Source organism: Pseudomonas sp. 1L-E-NC-VB-C3, from assembly GCF_057291535.1.
Map to the genome: position 1 here is coordinate 1 of NZ_JBXAWD010000013.1, position 17874 is coordinate 17874.

Genomic DNA, 17874 nt, shown 5'->3' on the forward strand with positions numbered 1-17874 from the left:
CCGAGTTGTCTTGCGGGATACATCGACCTGAAAGACCGAGTTGATTATGGATTCAATACAAATCGTTCAAGTCGGTGAACCTCTGCAATATTCCCATTCAGCCCCCTCTCCCTCTGGGAGAGGGGGCCGACCGAGTTGTCTTGCGGGATACATCGACCTGAAAGACCGAGTTGATTATGGATTCAATACAAATCGTTCAAGTCGGTGAACCTCTGCAATATTCCCCATTCAGTCCCCTCTCCCTCTGGGAGAGGGCTAGGGTGAGGGGCTTTTGCTTTTAGAGGTCGCCAAGGCCGTCGATCAACGCCTGATTCTGCTCAGGCGTACCCACCGATATCCGCAAGAACTGCGCAATCCGTTCCTGCTTGAAGTGCCGCACGATCACGCCCTGCTCGCGCAGCTTGGCCGCCATGCCCGCCGCATCATGCTGCGGGTGGCGAGCGAAGATGAAGTTGGCCGCCGACGGCAGCACTTCAAAGCCTTTAGCCTGCAACTGCGCCACCACCCATTCGCGGCTCTCGATCACCTGACGACAGGTCTTGTCGAAATACTCGCGATCGGCAAACGCCGCCGCCGCGCCGACAATCGCCAGACGATCCAGTGGATAGGAGTTGAAGCTGTTCTTGATCCGCTCCAGCGCTTCGATCAGGTCCGGATGCCCTACCGCCAGACCGACACGCAGGCCGGCCAGCGAGCGTGACTTGGACAGCGTCTGCGTCACCAGCAGATTCGGATAGCGGTCCACCAGACTGATCGCCGTCTCGCCACCGAAGTCGATGTACGCCTCATCCACGACTACAACGGAATCTGGACTGGCCTTGAGGATTTGCTCGACGGCGTCCAGCGCCAGCAGGCAGCCGGTCGGGGCGTTCGGGTTGGGGAAAATGATCCCGCCGTTCGGCTTGGCGTAGTCCGCCGGGTTGATCTGGAATTGCGCATCCAGCGGCACCGCGTCGAACTCAATTCCATAGAGCCCACAATAGACCGGATAGAAGCTGTAGCTGATATCCGGGAAGAGCAGCGGCTGATCGTGTTGCAGCAGACCGTGGAAAATGTGCGCGAGCACTTCGTCCGAACCGTTGCCGAGGAACACCTGACTGGTTTGCACGCCGTAGTATTCGGCCACGGCGTTTTTCAGCAGATCACTGTTCGGGTCCGGGTACAGGCGCAGATTGTCGTTGAGCTCGGCTTGCATCGCCGCCAATGCTTTTGGCGACGGGCCGTAGGGGTTTTCGTTGGTGTTGAGCTTGACCAGTCTGGTCAGCTTCGGCTGTTCGCCCGGTACGTACGGCACCAGATCCTTGACGAACGGGCTCCAGAATTTACTCATGCTCATTCCCCCTGCTCTTTCAGAAAGTCTTCGTCTTTGATGCGGTATTCGGCGCTACGGGCGTGGGCGCTCAGCGATTCGCCACGGGCCAGTACCGATGCAGTCTTGCCCAGCTCGGAAGCACCGGCCTCGGAGCAGAAGATGATCGAAGAACGTTTCTGGAAATCGTAGACACCCAGCGGCGAGGAGAAACGCGCAGTGCCCGAAGTCGGCAAGACGTGGTTCGGGCCGGCGCAGTAGTCGCCCAGCGCTTCGGAGGTGTGGCGGCCCATGAAGATCGCGCCAGCGTGACGGATCTGCGGCAGCCAGGCTTGCGGATCAGCGACCGACAACTCCAGGTGTTCCGGCGCGATGCGGTTGGCGACTTCGATGGCCTGGGCCATGTCGCTCACCTGGATCAGCGCGCCGCGGCCATTGATCGAGGTCTCGATGATGGTTGCGCGGTCCATGGTCGGCAGCAGTTTGTCGATGCTCGCGGCGACCTTGTCGAGGAACTCGGCGTCGGGGCTGACCAGAATCGCTTGCGCGTCTTCATCGTGCTCGGCCTGGGAGAACAGGTCCATGGCGATCCAGTCCGGATCGGTCTGGCCGTCGCAGACCACAAGGATTTCCGAAGGGCCGGCGATCATGTCGATACCGACCTGGCCGAACACATGACGCTTGGCGGTGGCGACGTAGATGTTGCCCGGGCCGACGACTTTGTCGACACGCGGCACGCTTTCAGTGCCGTACGCCAGCGCAGCAACCGCTTGCGCACCGCCGATGGTGAACACCCGGTCGACACCGGCGATGCAGGCAGCGGCCAGCACCAGTTCGTTGAGCTCACCGCGCGGGGTCGGCACGACCATGACCACTTCGGTCACGCCGGCAACCTTGGCCGGAATCGCATTCATCAACACCGACGACGGATACGACGCTTTGCCACCCGGCACATACAGGCCGGCACGATCCAGCGGCGTGACTTTCTGGCCGAGCACCGTGCCGTCGGCTTCGGTGTAGCTCCAGGAATCCTGCTTCTGCTTTTCGTGATAGCTGCGCACCCGGGCGGCGGCTTTTTCCAGTGCTTCGCGCTGCGGCACGGTGATGCGGGTCAGGGCCAGTTCGAGGCGCTCGCGCGGCAGGATCAGGTCGGCCATCGAGGCGACTTCGAGGCCGTCGAACTTCTGGGTGAACTCGACCAGCGCCGCGTCACCGCGCTCGCGCACAGCCTTGATGATGTCCAGCACGCGCTGATTGACCGAGTCGTCAGACACACTTTCCCAGCTCAGCAGATGATCCAGATGATGCGCGAAATCCGGGTCAGCAGCGTTGAGTCGGCGAATTGCAGTGGTTGCGGTCATAGCGAGAGCCTCATAGGAATGGCAAATAACTCAGGCGCCCGAAACTAGCATTCGATCCGCTTGGGCACCTGAGAATTCTGGCTATGAGGCGGATAGACGGCGCGGCCTTGGGCCACGCAGGTAGATCAGCCGCGGTGTCGCGATTCCACTGCGTTGCGCAGGGTGTCGATCAACGCCTGGATTCGGGCGTGCTGCATTTTCATTGAAGCCTTGTTGACCACCAGGCGCGAGCTGATCGTGGCGATCAGTTCCTGTGGCTCCAGGCCGTTGGCGCGCAGGGTATTGCCGGTGTCGACCACGTCGATGATCTTGTCGGCCAGACCAATCAGCGGCGCCAGTTCCATCGAGCCGTACAGCTTGATGATGTCGACCTGACGGCCCTGCTCGGCGTAGTAACGCTTGGCAACATTGACGAACTTGGTCGCCACGCGCAGACGGCCCTTGGGCTCGGCCGCGCCGATTTTGCCGGCGGTCATCAGCTTGCACTGCGCGATCTGCAGGTCCAGCGGCTCGTACAGGCCCTGGCCGCTGTATTCCATCAGCACGTCCTTACCGGCGACGCCGAGGTCGGCCGCGCCATGCTCGACATACGTCGGCACGTCGGTGGCGCGCACGATCAGCAGACGCACGTCGTCCTGGGTCGTGGGGATGATCAGCTTGCGGCTCTTGTCCGGATTCTCGGTCGGCACGATGCCCGCTTCAGCGAGAAGCGGCAGTGTGTCGTCAAGGATGCGGCCCTTGGACAGTGCGATGGTCAACATGGGAAACGTCAGTCCTTATCAAGGTACTCATGCCCGGTCGCAATCGGCGCCGGACACACATCGAGGGTGCGCACACCCTCGACTCGAAACGAATTCAGTGGACACGTCCGTGTGTCCCGATGCAGCGATCAGCCCGGAACGCGACGGATCTTGGCACCCAGCATTTGCAGTTTTTCTTCGATGCACTCGTAACCACGGTCTATGTGGTAGATGCGGTCGATCAGCGTGTCGCCTTCGGCCATGAGTGCCGAGATCACCAGACTGGCCGAAGCCCGCAGGTCGGTGGCCATCACAGGCGCGCCCTTGAGGATTTCGGTACCGGTGACGATCGCGGTGTTGCCTTCGACCTGGATCTTGGCGCCCATGCGGTGCAGTTCGTACACGTGCATGAAGCGGTTTTCGAAGATCGTCTCGATCACCGCACCGGTGCCTTCGGCAATGGCGTTGAGCGAGATGAACTGTGCCTGCATGTCGGTCGGGAACGCCGGGTATGGCGCGGTGCGCACGTTGACCGCTTTCGGGCGCTTGCCGTGCATGTTCAGCTCGATCCAGTCTTCACCGCAGGTGATTTCCGCGCCGGCTTCACGCAGCTTTTCCAGCACCGCTTCGAGGATGGTCGGATCGGTGTCCTTGACCTTGACGCGGCCACCGGTGACGGCTGCAGCAACCAGGTAGGTGCCGGTTTCGATACGGTCAGGCATGACCTTGTAGAAAGCCGAACCCAGACGCTCGACGCCATCGATGGTGATGGTGTCGGTGCCGGCGCCGGAAACCTTGGCGCCCATGGCGTTGAGGAAATTCGCCAGGTCAACCACTTCAGGCTCGCGGGCGGCGTTCTGCAACACGCTGCGACCTTTGGCCAGTGCTGCGGCCATCATGATGTTTTCGGTACCGGTCACGCTGACGGTGTCGAAGAAGAAGTGCGCGCCGCGCAGGCCACCTTCAGGCGCCTTGGCCTTGATGTAGCCGCCTTCGACGTCGATGACCGCGCCCATGGCTTCCAGACCGCGGATGTGCAGGTCGACCGGACGCGAACCGATGGCGCAACCGCCAGGCAGTGCGACTTCGGCTTCACCGAAACGCGCGACCATCGGGCCGAGCACAAGGATCGACGCACGCATGGTTTTCACCAGTTCGTACGGCGCGATCAGGGTCTTGATGGTGCGCGGGTCGATTTCGACGCTGAGCTTCTCGTCGATTACCGGCTCAATGCCCATGCGCCCGAACAGCTCGATCATGGTGGTGATGTCGTGCAGGTGCGGCAGGTTGCCAACGGTGACCGGGCCATCGCACAGCAAGGTCGCGGCCAGAATCGGCAGGGCGGAGTTCTTCGCGCCGGAAATGCGGATCTCGCCATCAAGACGAGCGCCACCGGTAATAATCAATTTATCCATTAGTATCTCGACGCCCTAGGGCTCAGGTGCGCTCGGCCCAGGCCGCGCGGCTGAAAAATTTCATAGTGACCGCATGGATGCTGCCATCGGTGATCCATGGGTTCAAATGGGCATAGACCTGCTGCTGACGCTTCACCGGGCTCAACGCCGCCAGTTCATCGCTAATCACGTTCAGCTGGAAGTTGCAGCCTTCGCCTTCAACTTCTACCAGCGTTCCTGGCAGCTTTCCTTCAAGGAAGCTCTTCACTTCTACGGCCTGCATGCTCAACCTCAATCGGCGCCCTGTGCGCACGGGTCGGACATCATACAAAAAAGCCCCGCGCCTGCGAACCCCGCAACGCAGGACTCTGACGGGGGGCTTCTTTATAGATGATGGTTCAGGGTTGCGCCAACAGCTCGGTCAGTTCACTGACCTGAGCGATTTCGCGCATGTCTTCAGGCATCGCACGGATGCTGACGGCCTTGCCGGCCGCCTGGGCATCGCGCATGAAGCACAGCAGCAACGACAGGCCGACGCTGCTGGACTTCTGCACCGCCGAACAATCGATGACCAGCGCCGACGCCTTGCTCGACTTGATCAGCGCCTGCCCTTCCTTGCGCAGCTCAGGCCCTGTGCGGTAATCCAGCACGCCGCTGAGCACCAGCTCGTCGACATCACTCATACGAACTGCCGCCTCACTCATTGCGCTGGCTTCGCGGCGGCTTTGTCGGTTTCCTGCTTGGCCTTGGCCACTTCACCGGCCCAGCCATCGATGGTCTTGTCCAGATCGTTGCCATTGCGTTGCATGGCGTCGGCGAACTGGTCACGGAACAGCTTGCCGATGTTGATGCCGTTGATGATCACGTTGCGCAGCTTCCACTCGCCGCTGATCTTCTCAAGCGTGTACTGCACCGGATAGATCGCGCCATTGCTGCCCTTGACGGTCATGTTGACGCTGGTGCGGTCGCCCGATTCGTCTTTGGCCGGATCAACCGTGATGCCCTGGTTGTTGTATTCCAGCAGAGCGTTGCCATAGAACTGGAACAGACCGCGCTTGAAGTTTTCCTGAAAGCGCTGCATCTGCTCAGGCGTGGCCTTGCGCGAATACTTCACGGTCATGATGCTTTTGGAGATGCCCTCGGCATCCACCACCGGCCCCACAATGCTGTTGAGCGCCGCATAGAAATCCTGCGGATCCTGCTTGTACTTCTCTTTGTTTGCCTGCAAGTCGGCAAGCATCCGGTTCGTGGTGTCCTGAATCAGGTCATGAGCCGATTGCCCCGGTGCAGCGTTAGCCATCAACGGCAGGGCCGCGAGCAACACCAACAGGCCACGTCGCAAGATAGAGATCATTCAAAAGCTCCTCATTTGGCGTCTTTGCTAACGGTATTGAGCAGGAATTTACCGATCAGGTCTTCCAGTACCAGTGACGACTGCGTGTCGTGGATGGTTCCACCGTCTTTCAACTGGGTGTCTTCACCGCCGACGCTGATACCGATGTATTTCTCGCCCAGCAGACCCGCGGTGAGGATAGATGCAGTCGAATCGACCGGCAGGTTGTCGACCTTTTTATCCACTTGCAGCGTGACCCGACCGGTGAAGCTGTCGCGATCCAGATCGATTGCGGTGACCTTGCCGATGGTCACACCGGCCATGGTCACTTTGGCTCTGACCGTCAGACCGGCGATATTGTCGAAATACGCATACAACTTGTAAGTGTCGGTGGACGAAGTCGGAGACAGGCCGCTGACGCGCAAGGCGAGCAGCAGCAAAGCCAGGATCCCTGCCAGCAGGAACAGGCCGACACCGATTTCCAGGGTGCGGTTTTGCATCAGAAATCTCCAAACATCAAAGCGGTCAGAATAAAGTCCAGACCGAGCACTGCCAGCGAGGCAAACACCACGGTCTTGGTGGTGGCACGACTGATTCCCTCGGAAGTGGGTTCACAGTCATAGCCTTGGAATACGGCGATCCAGGTCACGACAAAGGCGAAAACGACACTCTTGATCACGCCATTTAGCACATCACTGGTGAAGTTCACGCTGTTCTGCATGTTCGCCCAGTACGAGCCTTCATAAACGCCCAGCCAGTCGACTGCGACCCACGAACCGCCCCAGATGCCGACGACGCTGAAGATCATCGCCAGCACCGGCAGGGAAATGAAGCCGGCCCACAGGCGCGGGGCAATGATGTACTTGAGCGGATCGACACCGATCATTTCCAGGCTGGACAGCTGCTCGGTGGATTTCATGTTGCCGATCTCGGCGGTCAACGCCGAACCGGCTCGCCCGGCAAACAGCAACGCCGTGACCACTGGCCCCAGTTCACGCAGCAGCGTCAGGGCGACCATCTGCCCTACAGCCTGCTCTGAACCATAGCTGGAAAGAATGCTGAAGCCCTGCAGCGCGAGCACCATGCCGATGAAAATGCCAGAAACGACGATGATCACCAGCGACATGACGCCGACCGAATGCAGCTGCTTGACCAACAGGCCAAAACCACCGCTGATACCGCCACGGCCCAGCAGGGCGTGAAACAGGAACAGGGTCGCCCGACCAAACACCGCGACCGCGTCGATCGCCGATTCGCCGAACCGACGCACGCGTTCCATCAATGAAATTCTGCGCATCAACGCTTCCCCAGAAGATCTGCGCGGTAATCCGTCGCTGGAAAGTGATACGGCACCGGGCCATCGGGATCACCGGTCATGAACTGGCGGATACGCGGGTCATCCGAATTCATCAGCTCATCCGGCGTGCCCTGCCCCAGCACCTGACCATCGCCCACGACATAGATGTAGTCGGCAATGCTCGCGGTTTCCGCCAGGTCGTGCGAGACCACGATGCTGGTGATTCCCAGTGCATCGTTGAGCAGGCGGATCAGGCGCACCAGCACGCCCATGGCGATCGGGTCCTGGCCCACGAAGGGCTCGTCGTACATGAGAATCTGCGGATCGAGGGCAATCGCCCGGGCCAGCGCCACGCGGCGCTTCATGCCGCCGGACAGTTCGTCCGGCATCAGCTCGATGGCGCCACGCAGCCCCACGGCCTGCAATTTCAGCAGGACGATGTCGCGAATCATGTCTTCCGGCAGTTGCGTGTGCACCCGCAGCGGAAAGGCCACGTTCTCGAACACATCGAGGTCGGTGAACAGCGCACCGCTCTGAAACAGCACGCCCATGTGCTTGCGCGCATCGAACAGATCACTGCGCGACAGCGTCGGCAGGTTCTGCCCGTTGACCCAGACTTCGCCGCCGGACGGCCGCAACTGCGCGCCCATCAGGCGCAGCAGCGTGGTCTTGCCGCAGCCGGAAGGCCCCATGATGCCGGTGACCTTGCCGCGCGGAATGCGGATATCGACGTTATTGAAAATGCTCCGCGCACCGCGCTTGAAGGAGACTCCCTTCAGCTCGACCGCGTAGGCGTTATCGGCACTCATCTAAACTCCTTGCGATGCAGCCTCTCACTGGGATGCCAGACTTTCCTCGGAAACACCTGCATCCCGGGCAGGCCGAACTGGCGGCGAACTATATCACTGCAAAGGCTGAGCGCCCAAGCGAGAACCCGGCCAAGATCGCCGACTGAAGAGGGCCTGAGCGACTTTCAGAGGGTTTTGGTAACCAGTAATGACAAAGCACGTCGAACTTGCGTGAGGCTTTGCCACATACCCGCTATAATCGCCGCCTTTTCATCGGCCCATACGATTCTGACATGAGCAAAACCTGCGACCTGATTCAATCGGCACAACGCACCATCCGCCTCGAAGTGGAAGCCGTCCAAGGCTTGATGGCCCATATCGACGCCGATTTCGTACGCGCTTGCGAGATGATTCTGGCCAGCAAGGGCCGTGTGGTCGTAGTCGGCATGGGCAAATCCGGGCACATCGGCAACAAGATCGCCGCCACCCTGGCCAGCACCGGCACTCCGGCGTTTTTTGTGCATCCGGCCGAAGCCAGCCACGGCGACATGGGCATGATCACCCGCGACGATGTGATTCTGGCCCTGTCGAACTCCGGCTCGACCAACGAAATCGTAACGCTGCTGCCATTGATCAAACGCCTGGGTATCCAGCTGATCAGCGTCACCGGCAATCCACAGTCGTCATTGGCGAAGGCTGCCGAGGTCAATCTCAATGTGCATGTCGAGCACGAAGCCTGCCCGCTGAATCTGGCACCGACCTCTTCGACCACGGCCGCACTGGTCATGGGCGATGCCCTGGCCGTGGCGCTGCTGGAAGCTCGTGGTTTCACCGCTGAAGATTTCGCGTTCTCGCATCCGGGCGGTGCCCTTGGCCGTCGCCTGCTGCTGAAAGTCGAAAACGTCATGCACGCAGGACAGGAGCTGCCGCAGGTACAACGCGGTACCCTGCTCAAGGACGCGCTAATGGAAATGACCCGCAAGGGTCTGGGCATGACCGCTATTATTGAGACCGATGGCAAGCTCGCCGGGATCTTCACCGACGGTGATTTGCGCCGCACGCTGGATCGCGCCATCGACATCCGCAGCGCCACCATCGACCAGGTGATGACTGCACACGGCAAGACCGCCCGGCCCGACATGCTCGCCGCCGAAGCCCTGAAAATCATGGAAGACCATCGAATCAACGCCCTGGTAGTCGTCGACGAGGAGGATCGCCCGATCGGCGCCTTCAACCTCTCCGATCTGCTGCGCGCAGGAGTCATGTAATGAGCAACGATCTGCTGCAACGCGGCAAAGCGATCAAACTGGCAGTGTTCGACGTCGACGGTGTGCTCACCGACGGGCGCCTGTACTTCCTCGAAGACGGCAGCGAGTTCAAGACCTTCAACACGCTCGACGGCCAGGGCATCAAGATGTTGATGAATGCCGGCGTGCAGACGGCGATCATCAGTGGTCGCAAGACCCCGGTGGTCGAGCGCCGCGCGAAAAACCTCGGCATCCCGCATCTGTTTCAGGGGCGCGAGGACAAACTGGTGGTACTCGACGGTCTGCTCGCGCAACTGGGCCTAAGCTATGAAGAAGTCGCCTATCTCGGTGACGATCTGCCAGACTTGCCGGTGATCCGCCGTGTAGGGCTGGGCATGGCGGTGGCCAACGCTGCCGATTTCGTCCGCGAACACGCCCACGGCGTTACCCGCGCCCGTGGCGGCGAAGGTGCCGCCCGCGAATTCTGCGAATTGATCCTGCGCGCCCAGGGCCGCCTCGAAGCGGCCAACGCCGCGTACCTGTGAGCCTGACCATGTTTAGCAAAAAGTTTCGCAATTTCCTGCTGTTCGGCTGCATCGCGGCGATTTTCGCTGCGGTGGGCTACTGGAACATCAGCCCGGAGCGCTTCCTCGACAAGCCGCCGGTCTCGGCCGCCGAGAATCCGATCGACTGGTACGCGACCAACACGCACACCATTCAGTACCTGCCCGACGGCAAGGTGCAGTACGAGATGACCTCCGACAAGGCCGAGCACGTCAAGGCCACCGATGTCACTCTGGTAACCAAGCCTGATTTGAACATGTACCGCGGCACCGACTTCCCGTGGCACGTGACCAGCGAGCGCGGCGAAGTGAATTCGGGCGGCACCGAAGTTGAATTGATCGATTCGGTCCGCGTACAGCGCACCGATGAGAAACAGCGCGGCACCCTGATCACCAGCACCCGCATGACCGTGTTCCCGCAGCAAGAATATGCGCAGACCGCGCAACCCGTTAGAATCGAGGGCGCTGGCGGCGTATCGACTGGCGTCGGAATGAAAGCGTACCTGAAGGACAGCAGGATACACCTGCAATCGAACGTAAGAGGACAGTATGAGGCTCGTTAAAACCCTCCCTATTTTGCTCAGTCTGGGCGCAGCACTGGGAAGCGCGAGCGCCTGGTCCCTGCCGAACGATCAGCAGCAGCCTATCCGCATTCAGGCCGACGACGCCCAACTGGACGACAAGAATGGCATCGCCACCTATAAAGGTGACGTGATCATTACCCAGGGCTCGATGATCGTTAAAGGCAACACCGTGACCATGACGCGCGCGCCCAATGGCGACATCGACGTGGTGACCTCGGTAGGCAACCTGGCTTACTTCGAGCAGTTGCAGACCCAGGGCGACGCCAACCCGGTCAAGGGCTACGGCGTGACGATTCAATACCACGCCCAGCAGAACCGGGTGGTGCTGATCGACAAGGCCAAGGTTATCGACAAGGATAACAACGTCACCCAGGGCGAAAAAATCGTCTACGACACCGTGAAGAAGCTGGCCAGCGCCGGTCGCGCCACAGGCAGCAAGGTCACCGAATCGCGTCCGCGCATCGACATGGTGATCCAGCCGAAGAAGAAAACCGAAGAGAAATCCCAGTAATGGCAACTCTGAAAGCTCAGCACCTGGCCAAGGCCTATAAAAGCCGCCAGGTCGTGCGTGACGTCAGCCTGTCGATCGACAGCGGGCAGATCGTCGGCTTGCTCGGCCCGAACGGCGCCGGCAAGACGACGTGCTTCTACATGATCGTCGGCTTGGTGCAGGCTGATCAGGGCCGTGTGCTGATCGATGATCTGGACGTCAGCCACCAGCCGATGCACGGCCGCGCCAAGGCCGGTATCGGCTATCTGCCGCAAGAAGCGTCGATCTTCCGTAAACTGTCGGTCGCCGACAACATCATGGCGATCCTCGAGACCCGCCCGGAGCTGGACAAGGCCGGTCGTCGCAAGGAGCTGGAAAGCCTGCTGCAGGAATTCCACATCAGCCACATCCGCGACAACCTCGGCATGAGCCTGTCCGGTGGTGAACGCCGCCGGGTGGAAATCGCTCGCGCCCTGGCGACGGCACCGAAATTCATACTGCTCGACGAACCGTTCGCCGGCGTTGACCCGATCTCGGTCGGCGACATCAAGCAGATCATCCATCACCTCAAGGCCAAGGGCATCGGTGTGCTGATCACCGACCACAACGTGCGTGAGACGCTGGACATTTGCGAAACCGCTTACATCGTCAACGACGGTCAACTGATCGCTGAAGGCGATGCCGAGACCATCCTGGCCAACGATCTGGTCAAGGAAGTGTATCTGGGTCACGAGTTCCGCCTGTAAGCGCGACAGCGCTGTATCGATTCAAGGCGCATTTATCCGCTTTAATTGTTACAGCGCTCTAGGCAAACACTTCAGTTTCAGGCATATAATTTGCTTAAGTTTGGCGCTTCGGCGCCCTGTAGTGGATGGCGCAAAGCGCCGGCGAATAAGGTGTTAAGCCCCTGCCATGAAACCATCGCTAGTCTTGAGAATGGGCCAGCAGCTGACGATGACACCGCAGCTGCAACAGGCCATCCGCCTGCTCCAATTGTCGACCCTGGACCTGCAACAGGAGATCCAGGAGGCTCTGGAATCCAATCCGATGCTCGAGCGCCAGGAAGAAGGCGACGACTTCGACAACGCCGATCCGCTGGCCGACAACGCCGAACAGAAGCCCGCCGAAATCCAGGAACCCTCCTACCAGGAAACCGCCCCGACGGTGGATAACCTCGAGGATGGCGATTGGAACGAGCGCATCCCCAATGAACTGCCAGTGGATACCGCCTGGGAAGACGTTTACCAGACCAGCGCCAGCAGCCTGCCCAGCAGCGATGACGATGAGTGGGATTTCACCACCCGCACGTCCGCCGGCGAGAGCCTGCAAAGCCATCTGCTCTGGCAACTGAACCTGGCGCCGATGTCCGACACCGATCGCCTGATCGCTGTCACCCTGATCGACTGCATCAACAATCAGGGCTATCTGGACGAAACACTCGAAGAAATTCTTGAAGCGTTCGATCCGGAACTGGACATCGAGCTCGACGAAATCGAAGCCGTCCTGCATCGCATCCAGCAATTCGAGCCCGCTGGTATCGGCGCCCGCAACCTCAGCGAATGCCTGCTGCTGCAATTGCGCCAGCTGCCCGCGAAGACGCCGTGGCTGACCGAGGCCAAGCGGCTTGTCGCCGATTACATCGACCTGCTCGGCAGCCGCGATTACAGCCAGTTGATGCGGCGCATGAAGCTCAAGGAAGACGAGCTGCGCCAGGTCATCGAACTGGTGCAGAGCCTCAATCCGCGTCCCGGCTCACAGATCGAGTCGACCGAAGCCGAATACGTGATTCCCGACGTGATCGTGCGCAAGGACAACGAGCGCTGGCTGGTCGAGCTGAACCAGGAATCGGTGCCTCGCCTGCGCGTCAACGCCCAGTACGCCGGTTTTGTGAAGCGCGCCGACACCAGCGCCGACAACACTTTCATGCGCAACCAGTTGCAGGAAGCGCGCTGGTTCATCAAGAGCCTGCAGAGCCGCAACGAAACCCTGATGAAAGTGGCCACGCAGATCGTCGAACATCAGCGCGGCTTCCTCGAATACGGCGACGAAGCAATGAAGCCGTTGGTATTGCATGACATCGCCGAAGCGGTCGGCATGCACGAATCGACGATTTCCCGGGTGACCACACAAAAATTCATGCATACCCCGCGCGGTATTTATGAGCTGAAATACTTTTTCTCCAGCCACGTCAGCACCTCCGAAGGCGGCGAATGCTCGTCCACGGCGATCCGCGCGATCATCAAGAAACTGGTCGCTGCGGAAAATCAGAAAAAGCCGTTGAGTGACAGCAAGATCGCTGGTTTACTGGAGGCACAAGGCATTCAGGTGGCTCGCCGCACCGTCGCCAAGTACCGCGAATCCCTCGGAATCGCGCCTTCGAGCGAACGCAAGCGGTTGATGTAAGCCACGTTACAGCGTTCCAGTGGCAGGCTTTTCGGCCTGCCGCTTTATGCACTGGCAACGAAGGAGAAGCTGTATGCAAGTCAACATCAGTGGACACCAACTGGAAGTGACCCAACCTCTGCGTTCCTACATCGAGGAAAAACTCCAGCGACTGGAGCGACATTTCGACAAGATCACCAACGTGCAGGTCACGATGTGCGTCGAAAAGCTGAAACAGAAGATCGAAGCCACCTTGCATATTCCCGGCAGTGAAGTGGTCGCAAACGCAGAAGATACCGACATGTACGCTGCGATCGACTCACTTACCGACAAGCTGGATCGCCAACTCAAAAAGCATAAGGAAAAGACCCAGAGCCTCCTCCAGGGCGCGACCGGTCGTTAACACCCCTATCCATGATCCGACTTGAAACCATCCTGACCCCCGGCCGTTCCCAAGTGAACGCGCCGGGCGGCAGCAAGAAAAAAGCCCTCGAACAGATTGCCAACCTGATCCACCGCGAAGTGCCGGATCTGGCGATGCAGGATGTCTTCGAGGCGCTGATCGCCCGTGAAAAACTCGGCTCCACCGGTTTTGGCAACGGCATCGCCATTCCCCACTGCCGCCTCAAGGGCTGCGCGGGGCCAGTGAGCGCCCTGCTGCACCTCGAAGCCCCGATCGATTTCGACGCCATCGACGGCGCTCCGGTGGACCTGTTGTTCGTACTGCTGGTCCCGGAAGCCGCAACCGACGCGCATCTGGAGTTGTTGCGCCAGATCGCCAGCATGCTCGACCGCAAGGAAGTGCGCGACAAATTGCGCAGCGCTCCGAGCAATGAAGCCTTGTACCAGGTTGTACTGGACGAGCAGAACGGGCACTAATCATGCGTTTGATCATTGTCAGTGGCCGTTCGGGCTCGGGTAAAAGTACCGCCCTGAATGTCCTTGAGGACAACGGCTACTACTGCATCGACAATCTGCCGGCCGGTTTGCTGCCGGAACTGGCCGAGCGAGCGCTGATTCACACAGAACTGGCGCAGCCGCTGGTCGCCGTGTCGATCGATGCGCGCAACCTGCCCAGCCATCTGTCACGTTTCCCTGAGTTGCTCGAAGACGTGCGTGCCAAGCATATCAAGTGCGATGTGCTGTACCTGGACGCCGATGAAGAAACCCTGCTCAAGCGTTTTTCCGAGACCCGTCGTCGTCACCCGCTGAGCAACGCCAATCGCTCACTGGCCGAGGCGATTCACGACGAAACCGCCCTGCTCGGTCCGATCGCCGATCTGGCCGACCTGAAGATCAACACCACCAGTCTGAATCTGTATCAACTGCGCGACACCATCAAGTTGCGCCTGTTGAATCAACCGGAGCCCGGTACGGCGTTTCTGGTCGAGTCGTTCGGCTTCAAGCGCGGCATGCCGGTCGACGCCGACCTGGTGTTCGACGTGCGCTGCCTGCCCAATCCGTACTGGAAACCGGAACTGCGTGCGCAATCGGGCCTTGATGCACCGGTGGCCGAGTACCTGGCGCAGCAGCCGGATGTCGAAGAAATGTATCAGGACATCTACGCCTACCTGAACAAGTGGCTACCACGCTTCGCCGCCAGCAACCGCGCCTACGTCACCATTGCCATTGGCTGCACCGGCGGGCATCACCGCTCCGTCTACCTGACCGAACGACTGGGTCAGGCCCTGCAGAAAACCCTGAAGAACGTCCAGGTTCGCCACCGCGACCTCACCTAAAGGATTTACACCGCGATGCCTGCTCGTGAAATCGAAATCATCAATAAGCTGGGCCTGCATGCCCGGGCATCGGCCAAATTTGTCGGCGTGGCGGGTCAGTATCCAGACTGCACGATCCGAGTGGGACGCACACCTGAAACGACTGTCGACGGCAAGAGCATCATGGCTATGATGATGCTCGCGGCGGGTAAAGGCACCAAGATCCATTTAAGCACCGAAGGCGAACAGGCTCAGGAAGCCATGGACGCATTGGTCGATCTGATCGAAAGGTATTTCGACGAAGGTGAATAATCCTTGAGGCGGGGACACTGTTCCTCGCCTCCATTCACCCCAACGCCGTATCCATCACCATCATCAGACAAAACCCGATCAGAAGGCCCAGACTCGCCAGCTTGTCATACCCATGACGGCGCGATTCCGGGATCACTTCGTGGGTCACCACCAGCAACATCGCCCCCGCCGCCAGTGCCAGCCCCAGCGGCAGCAGCACCTGAGCCAGACTCACGAGCCACGCACACAGCAGCGCAAATACCGGTTCGACCAGCCCCGACGCCGCGCCGATCAGAAACGCTCTGACCCGCGACATTCCCGCCCCGGCGAGCACCAGAGCAATCACCAGTCCTTCCGGCACATCCTGCAACGCAATGCCCATCGCCAGACTGTCGGCGTCCGCCATCCCGCCTCCGGCAGATACGCCAACCGCCATGCCTTCCGGAATGTTGTGCGCGATGATGGCGAACACGAACAGCCAGATTCGCGGTGGAATCACCGGATGCTCCAACGTGCCGACGAGCATCTCCGGCGAGGCACCGCAAATGCGCCGATCCACCAGATACAGACCGAACGCACCGAGCAGGATGCCGAAGCAGATCAGGCCACTGGCGGCCCACGGCGTCAGGCCAAGGCTCTCAGCTGCAGCTATGCCCGGCACGATCAGCGAAAACGCCGTCGCCGCCAGCATCACTCCCGCACCAAATCCCAGCAAGGTGTCGCTGAGTGCCTGCGGCATGCGCCGGATCACCAGCACCGGCACCGCGCCAAGTGCCGTGCCCAAGGCGCAGATGGCACCGCCCTGCAAGGCACGTAACAGCCTCGGTTCCAGATTCAGCCATTGCAAAGCGTGGGCGACCAGTAAAGTCATACCCGCCAACAGCAACAGCGAACCCACCGCGTAACGAAACATGCGCCCACTGCCAATCGCCAGTGTTTCCGTGCCCATAGTCAGCCCTGATTGTTTTTATTGAAGGCTTAAACCAGTGCGGCCTGATAGCGCGCAGCAACTTCCGGCCAGTTGATCACGTTGTAGAACGCGTTGATGTATTCCGGGCGACGGTTCTGGTAACGCAGGTAGTAAGCGTGCTCCCAGACATCGAGGCCAAGGATCGGGGTGTTGCCGTTCATCAACGGGCTGTCCTGGTTGCCGCTGCTTTCCACGACCAGTTTTTTATCCGGTGTCACGCTCAGCCACGCCCAGCCGCTGCCAAAACGGGTCAGCGCGGCTTTGGTGAACGCTTCCTTGAAACTGTCGAGTCCGCCCAGTTGCTCGTCGATAGCCTTGGCCAGCGCGCCGTCGGGCTTGCCGCCACCGTTGGGCACCATCACTTCCCAGAACAGCGAATGGTTGGCGTGGCCGCCGCCCTGATTGATCACCGCCGCGCGAAGTTTTTCCGGCAGTTGCTGCACGCTGGCGACGAGTTTTTCCACCGGCCACTCGGCGAACTCGGTGCCTTCCACGGCGGCGTTGAGGTTGTTGATGTAGGTCTGGTGATGCTTGGTGTAATGGATTTCCATGGTCTGCGCATCGATGTGCGGCTCGAGGGCATCGTAGGCGTAAGGCAAGGCAGGCAAGGTAAAAGCCATTTCAATGGACTCCATACTGATGAGAAGTTGAGGCGCGGCGGGCATTGCCGGTGTCCGGATGCAGCAGGCGCTGGGTGCGTGGGTATTCGCCGTGCTCGCTGATGAAATTCAACAGTTCGACATAGGTCTTGCTGCTCTGGCGCAGCGCCGCCTCACGCAGGGCCGGACGCAAGCGCTCGTCCTGCATGGTCTGCAACAAACGTTGATGGATGGCACAGAGATATTCGGCGCTCTCCTCCGGTTGGTTCAGGCGCAGATGCAGGTCAGCCAGGTTGTGATGTGAGACGACGCAGGCCGCCACCGCTTCGTCGGCATCCGCCCAGCGTTCGAACAACACTTGCGCCAGGGCCAGGGCTTGCAGGTAAGCCTCTCGGGCGTCGATCAGTTCGCCCAGCATGAAGCAGCGATTGGCCCGTTCGATCGTGCGTTTCCAGTGCTCCATGGTGAGCCTCCAAAGCGGTTGCGGGGTTTACACGCCGCCGGCGGTGAGTTTCTCGGGGTTGAGCAACTCTTCCAGCTGGCTGCGCGACAGGTCGGTGTGTTCCAGGGCGACGTCGATCACCGCGCGGCCTTCCTTGCAGGCTTTAGCGCGCAACGGATCTGGCGACTCATCCAGCGCCGGCTTTCGAGATAGGGCTGCTCGTACAAGGCAGAACTCATGATCCGTGATTCGTTCGGTAATGAGATTTATTATTAGATGATAATGAGAACCAAAACAAGCGTTCGAGTTTGCGCTGTTCATTTGTGGGAGCGAGCCTGCTCGCGAATGCGCCGTGTCAGCCAGCAC

Annotated in this window: 24 protein-coding genes and 1 pseudogene; 10 read left to right on the forward strand and 15 right to left on the reverse strand. The window is 60.1% G+C overall.

Annotated elements, in window-relative coordinates:
* Positions 1-277: 277 nt before the first annotated feature.
* The 10 genes from hisC to AC0Z5Z_RS20615 form a co-directional block, all read right to left on the reverse strand.
* Positions 278-1330, reverse strand: a complete 1053-nt coding sequence (gene hisC, locus AC0Z5Z_RS20570) for a histidinol-phosphate transaminase (RefSeq protein WP_485611578.1) — start codon at positions 1328-1330, stop codon at positions 278-280.
* Positions 1331-1332: 2 nt separating this feature from the next.
* Positions 1333-2670, reverse strand: a complete 1338-nt coding sequence (gene hisD / locus AC0Z5Z_RS20575) for a histidinol dehydrogenase (protein ID WP_042608748.1) — start codon at positions 2668-2670, stop codon at positions 1333-1335.
* A 125-nt stretch (positions 2671-2795) separates the two neighbouring features.
* Positions 2796-3431, reverse strand: coding sequence for an ATP phosphoribosyltransferase (gene hisG / locus AC0Z5Z_RS20580; protein WP_016771668.1), 636 nt, complete (start codon positions 3429-3431; stop codon positions 2796-2798).
* Positions 3432-3559: 128 nt separating this feature from the next.
* Positions 3560-4825 (reverse strand): UDP-N-acetylglucosamine 1-carboxyvinyltransferase, encoded by a 1266-nt coding sequence (gene murA, locus AC0Z5Z_RS20585; RefSeq protein ID WP_042608749.1) that lies wholly within the window; start codon positions 4823-4825, stop codon positions 3560-3562.
* A 22-nt stretch (positions 4826-4847) separates the two neighbouring features.
* Positions 4848-5087 carry a BolA family protein gene (locus AC0Z5Z_RS20590; protein ID WP_016771670.1) on the reverse strand — a complete coding sequence of 80 codons (240 nt, stop codon included), beginning with the start codon at positions 5085-5087 and terminating at the stop codon, positions 4848-4850.
* Between the two features lie 115 nt (positions 5088-5202).
* Positions 5203-5508, reverse strand: a complete 306-nt coding sequence (locus AC0Z5Z_RS20595; RefSeq protein ID WP_056782947.1) for an STAS domain-containing protein — start codon at positions 5506-5508, stop codon at positions 5203-5205.
* A complete protein-coding gene (locus AC0Z5Z_RS20600; protein WP_076565863.1) occupies positions 5505-6158 on the reverse strand; it encodes an MlaC/ttg2D family ABC transporter substrate-binding protein in 654 nt (217 codons plus the stop codon). The genes AC0Z5Z_RS20595 and AC0Z5Z_RS20600 overlap by 4 nt, the downstream gene beginning before the upstream one ends.
* A gap of 11 nt (positions 6159-6169) precedes the next feature.
* Positions 6170-6637 carry an outer membrane lipid asymmetry maintenance protein MlaD gene (mlaD, locus tag AC0Z5Z_RS20605; protein WP_016771673.1) on the reverse strand — a complete coding sequence of 156 codons (468 nt, stop codon included), beginning with the start codon at positions 6635-6637 and terminating at the stop codon, positions 6170-6172.
* Positions 6637-7434 (reverse strand): lipid asymmetry maintenance ABC transporter permease subunit MlaE, encoded by a 798-nt coding sequence (mlaE, locus tag AC0Z5Z_RS20610; protein ID WP_016771674.1) that lies wholly within the window; start codon positions 7432-7434, stop codon positions 6637-6639. The genes mlaD and mlaE overlap by 1 nt, the downstream gene beginning before the upstream one ends.
* The gene (locus tag AC0Z5Z_RS20615; RefSeq protein ID WP_076565862.1) at positions 7434-8243 is read right to left on the reverse strand and encodes an ATP-binding cassette domain-containing protein; all 810 of its coding nucleotides are present in this window, start codon (positions 8241-8243) and stop codon (positions 7434-7436) included. The genes mlaE and AC0Z5Z_RS20615 overlap by 1 nt, the downstream gene beginning before the upstream one ends.
* 272 nt (positions 8244-8515) lie before the next feature.
* Here AC0Z5Z_RS20615 and AC0Z5Z_RS20620 point away from each other — a divergent pair, with 272 nt between their 5' ends.
* The 10 genes from AC0Z5Z_RS20620 (at position 8516) to AC0Z5Z_RS20665 (ending at position 15518) form a co-directional block, all read left to right on the forward strand.
* Positions 8516-9490, forward strand: coding sequence for a KpsF/GutQ family sugar-phosphate isomerase (locus AC0Z5Z_RS20620; protein WP_252877454.1), 975 nt, complete (start codon positions 8516-8518; stop codon positions 9488-9490).
* The gene (locus AC0Z5Z_RS20625; protein WP_016771677.1) at positions 9490-10014 is read left to right on the forward strand and encodes a KdsC family phosphatase; all 525 of its coding nucleotides are present in this window, start codon (positions 9490-9492) and stop codon (positions 10012-10014) included. The genes AC0Z5Z_RS20620 and AC0Z5Z_RS20625 overlap by 1 nt, the downstream gene beginning before the upstream one ends.
* Before the next feature lie 8 nt (positions 10015-10022).
* A complete protein-coding gene (gene lptC, locus AC0Z5Z_RS20630; protein ID WP_024011622.1) occupies positions 10023-10595 on the forward strand; it encodes an LPS export ABC transporter periplasmic protein LptC in 573 nt (190 codons plus the stop codon).
* Positions 10582-11127: a lipopolysaccharide transport periplasmic protein LptA gene (lptA, locus tag AC0Z5Z_RS20635; protein ID WP_016771679.1), complete on the forward strand. Its 546-nt coding sequence runs from the start codon at positions 10582-10584 to the stop codon at positions 11125-11127. Before lptC ends, lptA begins: the two co-directional genes overlap by 14 nt.
* Positions 11127-11852, forward strand: a complete 726-nt coding sequence (lptB, locus tag AC0Z5Z_RS20640) for an LPS export ABC transporter ATP-binding protein (protein ID WP_024011621.1) — start codon at positions 11127-11129, stop codon at positions 11850-11852. Before lptA ends, lptB begins: the two co-directional genes overlap by 1 nt.
* Positions 11853-12018: 166 nt before the next feature.
* Entirely contained in the window at positions 12019-13509 is a 1491-nt protein-coding gene (locus AC0Z5Z_RS20645; RefSeq protein ID WP_041477979.1) for an RNA polymerase factor sigma-54, read from the forward strand.
* Positions 13510-13582: 73 nt separating this feature from the next.
* Positions 13583-13891, forward strand: coding sequence for a ribosome hibernation-promoting factor, HPF/YfiA family (gene hpf, locus AC0Z5Z_RS20650; protein ID WP_007912419.1), 309 nt, complete (start codon positions 13583-13585; stop codon positions 13889-13891).
* 11 nt (positions 13892-13902) lie between these two features.
* Positions 13903-14367 carry a PTS IIA-like nitrogen regulatory protein PtsN gene (gene ptsN / locus AC0Z5Z_RS20655; RefSeq protein ID WP_041477978.1) on the forward strand — a complete coding sequence of 155 codons (465 nt, stop codon included), beginning with the start codon at positions 13903-13905 and terminating at the stop codon, positions 14365-14367.
* A gap of 2 nt (positions 14368-14369) precedes the next feature.
* Positions 14370-15227 carry an RNase adapter RapZ gene (gene rapZ, locus AC0Z5Z_RS20660; RefSeq protein ID WP_041477977.1) on the forward strand — a complete coding sequence of 286 codons (858 nt, stop codon included), beginning with the start codon at positions 14370-14372 and terminating at the stop codon, positions 15225-15227.
* A gap of 15 nt (positions 15228-15242) precedes the next feature.
* Positions 15243-15518 (forward strand): HPr family phosphocarrier protein, encoded by a 276-nt coding sequence (locus AC0Z5Z_RS20665; RefSeq protein ID WP_016771685.1) that lies wholly within the window; start codon positions 15243-15245, stop codon positions 15516-15518.
* A gap of 34 nt (positions 15519-15552) precedes the next feature.
* Here AC0Z5Z_RS20665 and AC0Z5Z_RS20670 read toward each other — a convergent pair whose 3' ends face one another.
* The 5 genes and pseudogenes from AC0Z5Z_RS20670 to AC0Z5Z_RS20690 form a co-directional block, all read right to left on the reverse strand.
* The gene (locus tag AC0Z5Z_RS20670; protein WP_252877452.1) at positions 15553-16446 is read right to left on the reverse strand and encodes a ZIP family metal transporter; all 894 of its coding nucleotides are present in this window, start codon (positions 16444-16446) and stop codon (positions 15553-15555) included.
* A gap of 29 nt (positions 16447-16475) precedes the next feature.
* Positions 16476-17087 carry a superoxide dismutase gene (locus tag AC0Z5Z_RS20675; RefSeq protein WP_252877451.1) on the reverse strand — a complete coding sequence of 204 codons (612 nt, stop codon included), beginning with the start codon at positions 17085-17087 and terminating at the stop codon, positions 16476-16478.
* A 1-nt stretch (position 17088) separates the two neighbouring features.
* Positions 17089-17529, reverse strand: coding sequence for a hypothetical protein (locus tag AC0Z5Z_RS20680; RefSeq protein WP_042608764.1), 441 nt, complete (start codon positions 17527-17529; stop codon positions 17089-17091).
* 27 nt (positions 17530-17556) lie between these two features.
* Positions 17557-17682 (reverse strand): hypothetical protein, encoded by a 126-nt coding sequence (locus tag AC0Z5Z_RS20685; RefSeq protein WP_269085003.1) that lies wholly within the window; start codon positions 17680-17682, stop codon positions 17557-17559.
* Positions 17667-17747: pseudogene (locus AC0Z5Z_RS20690) on the reverse strand (FagA protein); the annotation flags it as partial. The pseudogene AC0Z5Z_RS20690 and the gene AC0Z5Z_RS20685, both read right to left, overlap by 16 nt.
* Positions 17748-17874: the final 127 nt, after the last annotated feature.

Bases quoted from the DNA above. Each gene is read 5' to 3' on its own strand.
- hisC (WP_485611578.1), bottom strand. From the start codon at position 1,330: ATGAGTAAATTCTGGAGCCCGTTCGTCAAGGATCTGGTGCCGTACGTA.
- hisD (WP_042608748.1), bottom strand. From the start codon at position 2,670: ATGACCGCAACCACTGCAATTCGCCGACTCAACGCTGCTGACCCGGAT.
- hisG (WP_016771668.1), bottom strand. From the start codon at position 3,431: ATGTTGACCATCGCACTGTCCAAGGGCCGCATCCTTGACGACACACTG.
- murA (WP_042608749.1), bottom strand. From the start codon at position 4,825: ATGGATAAATTGATTATTACCGGTGGCGCTCGTCTTGATGGCGAGATC.
- AC0Z5Z_RS20590 (WP_016771670.1), bottom strand. From the start codon at position 5,087: ATGCAGGCCGTAGAAGTGAAGAGCTTCCTTGAAGGAAAGCTGCCAGGA.
- AC0Z5Z_RS20595 (WP_056782947.1), bottom strand. From the start codon at position 5,508: ATGAGTGAGGCGGCAGTTCGTATGAGTGATGTCGACGAGCTGGTGCTC.
- AC0Z5Z_RS20600 (WP_076565863.1), bottom strand. From the start codon at position 6,158: ATGATCTCTATCTTGCGACGTGGCCTGTTGGTGTTGCTCGCGGCCCTG.
- mlaD (WP_016771673.1), bottom strand. From the start codon at position 6,637: ATGCAAAACCGCACCCTGGAAATCGGTGTCGGCCTGTTCCTGCTGGCA.
- mlaE (WP_016771674.1), bottom strand. From the start codon at position 7,434: ATGCGCAGAATTTCATTGATGGAACGCGTGCGTCGGTTCGGCGAATCG.
- AC0Z5Z_RS20615 (WP_076565862.1), bottom strand. From the start codon at position 8,243: ATGAGTGCCGATAACGCCTACGCGGTCGAGCTGAAGGGAGTCTCCTTC.
- AC0Z5Z_RS20620 (WP_252877454.1), top strand. From the start codon at position 8,516: ATGAGCAAAACCTGCGACCTGATTCAATCGGCACAACGCACCATCCGC.
- AC0Z5Z_RS20625 (WP_016771677.1), top strand. From the start codon at position 9,490: ATGAGCAACGATCTGCTGCAACGCGGCAAAGCGATCAAACTGGCAGTG.
- lptC (WP_024011622.1), top strand. From the start codon at position 10,023: ATGTTTAGCAAAAAGTTTCGCAATTTCCTGCTGTTCGGCTGCATCGCG.
- lptA (WP_016771679.1), top strand. From the start codon at position 10,582: ATGAGGCTCGTTAAAACCCTCCCTATTTTGCTCAGTCTGGGCGCAGCA.
- lptB (WP_024011621.1), top strand. From the start codon at position 11,127: ATGGCAACTCTGAAAGCTCAGCACCTGGCCAAGGCCTATAAAAGCCGC.
- AC0Z5Z_RS20645 (WP_041477979.1), top strand. From the start codon at position 12,019: ATGAAACCATCGCTAGTCTTGAGAATGGGCCAGCAGCTGACGATGACA.
- hpf (WP_007912419.1), top strand. From the start codon at position 13,583: ATGCAAGTCAACATCAGTGGACACCAACTGGAAGTGACCCAACCTCTG.
- ptsN (WP_041477978.1), top strand. From the start codon at position 13,903: ATGATCCGACTTGAAACCATCCTGACCCCCGGCCGTTCCCAAGTGAAC.
- rapZ (WP_041477977.1), top strand. From the start codon at position 14,370: ATGCGTTTGATCATTGTCAGTGGCCGTTCGGGCTCGGGTAAAAGTACC.
- AC0Z5Z_RS20665 (WP_016771685.1), top strand. From the start codon at position 15,243: ATGCCTGCTCGTGAAATCGAAATCATCAATAAGCTGGGCCTGCATGCC.
- AC0Z5Z_RS20670 (WP_252877452.1), bottom strand. From the start codon at position 16,446: ATGGGCACGGAAACACTGGCGATTGGCAGTGGGCGCATGTTTCGTTAC.
- AC0Z5Z_RS20675 (WP_252877451.1), bottom strand. From the start codon at position 17,087: ATGGCTTTTACCTTGCCTGCCTTGCCTTACGCCTACGATGCCCTCGAG.
- AC0Z5Z_RS20680 (WP_042608764.1), bottom strand. From the start codon at position 17,529: ATGGAGCACTGGAAACGCACGATCGAACGGGCCAATCGCTGCTTCATG.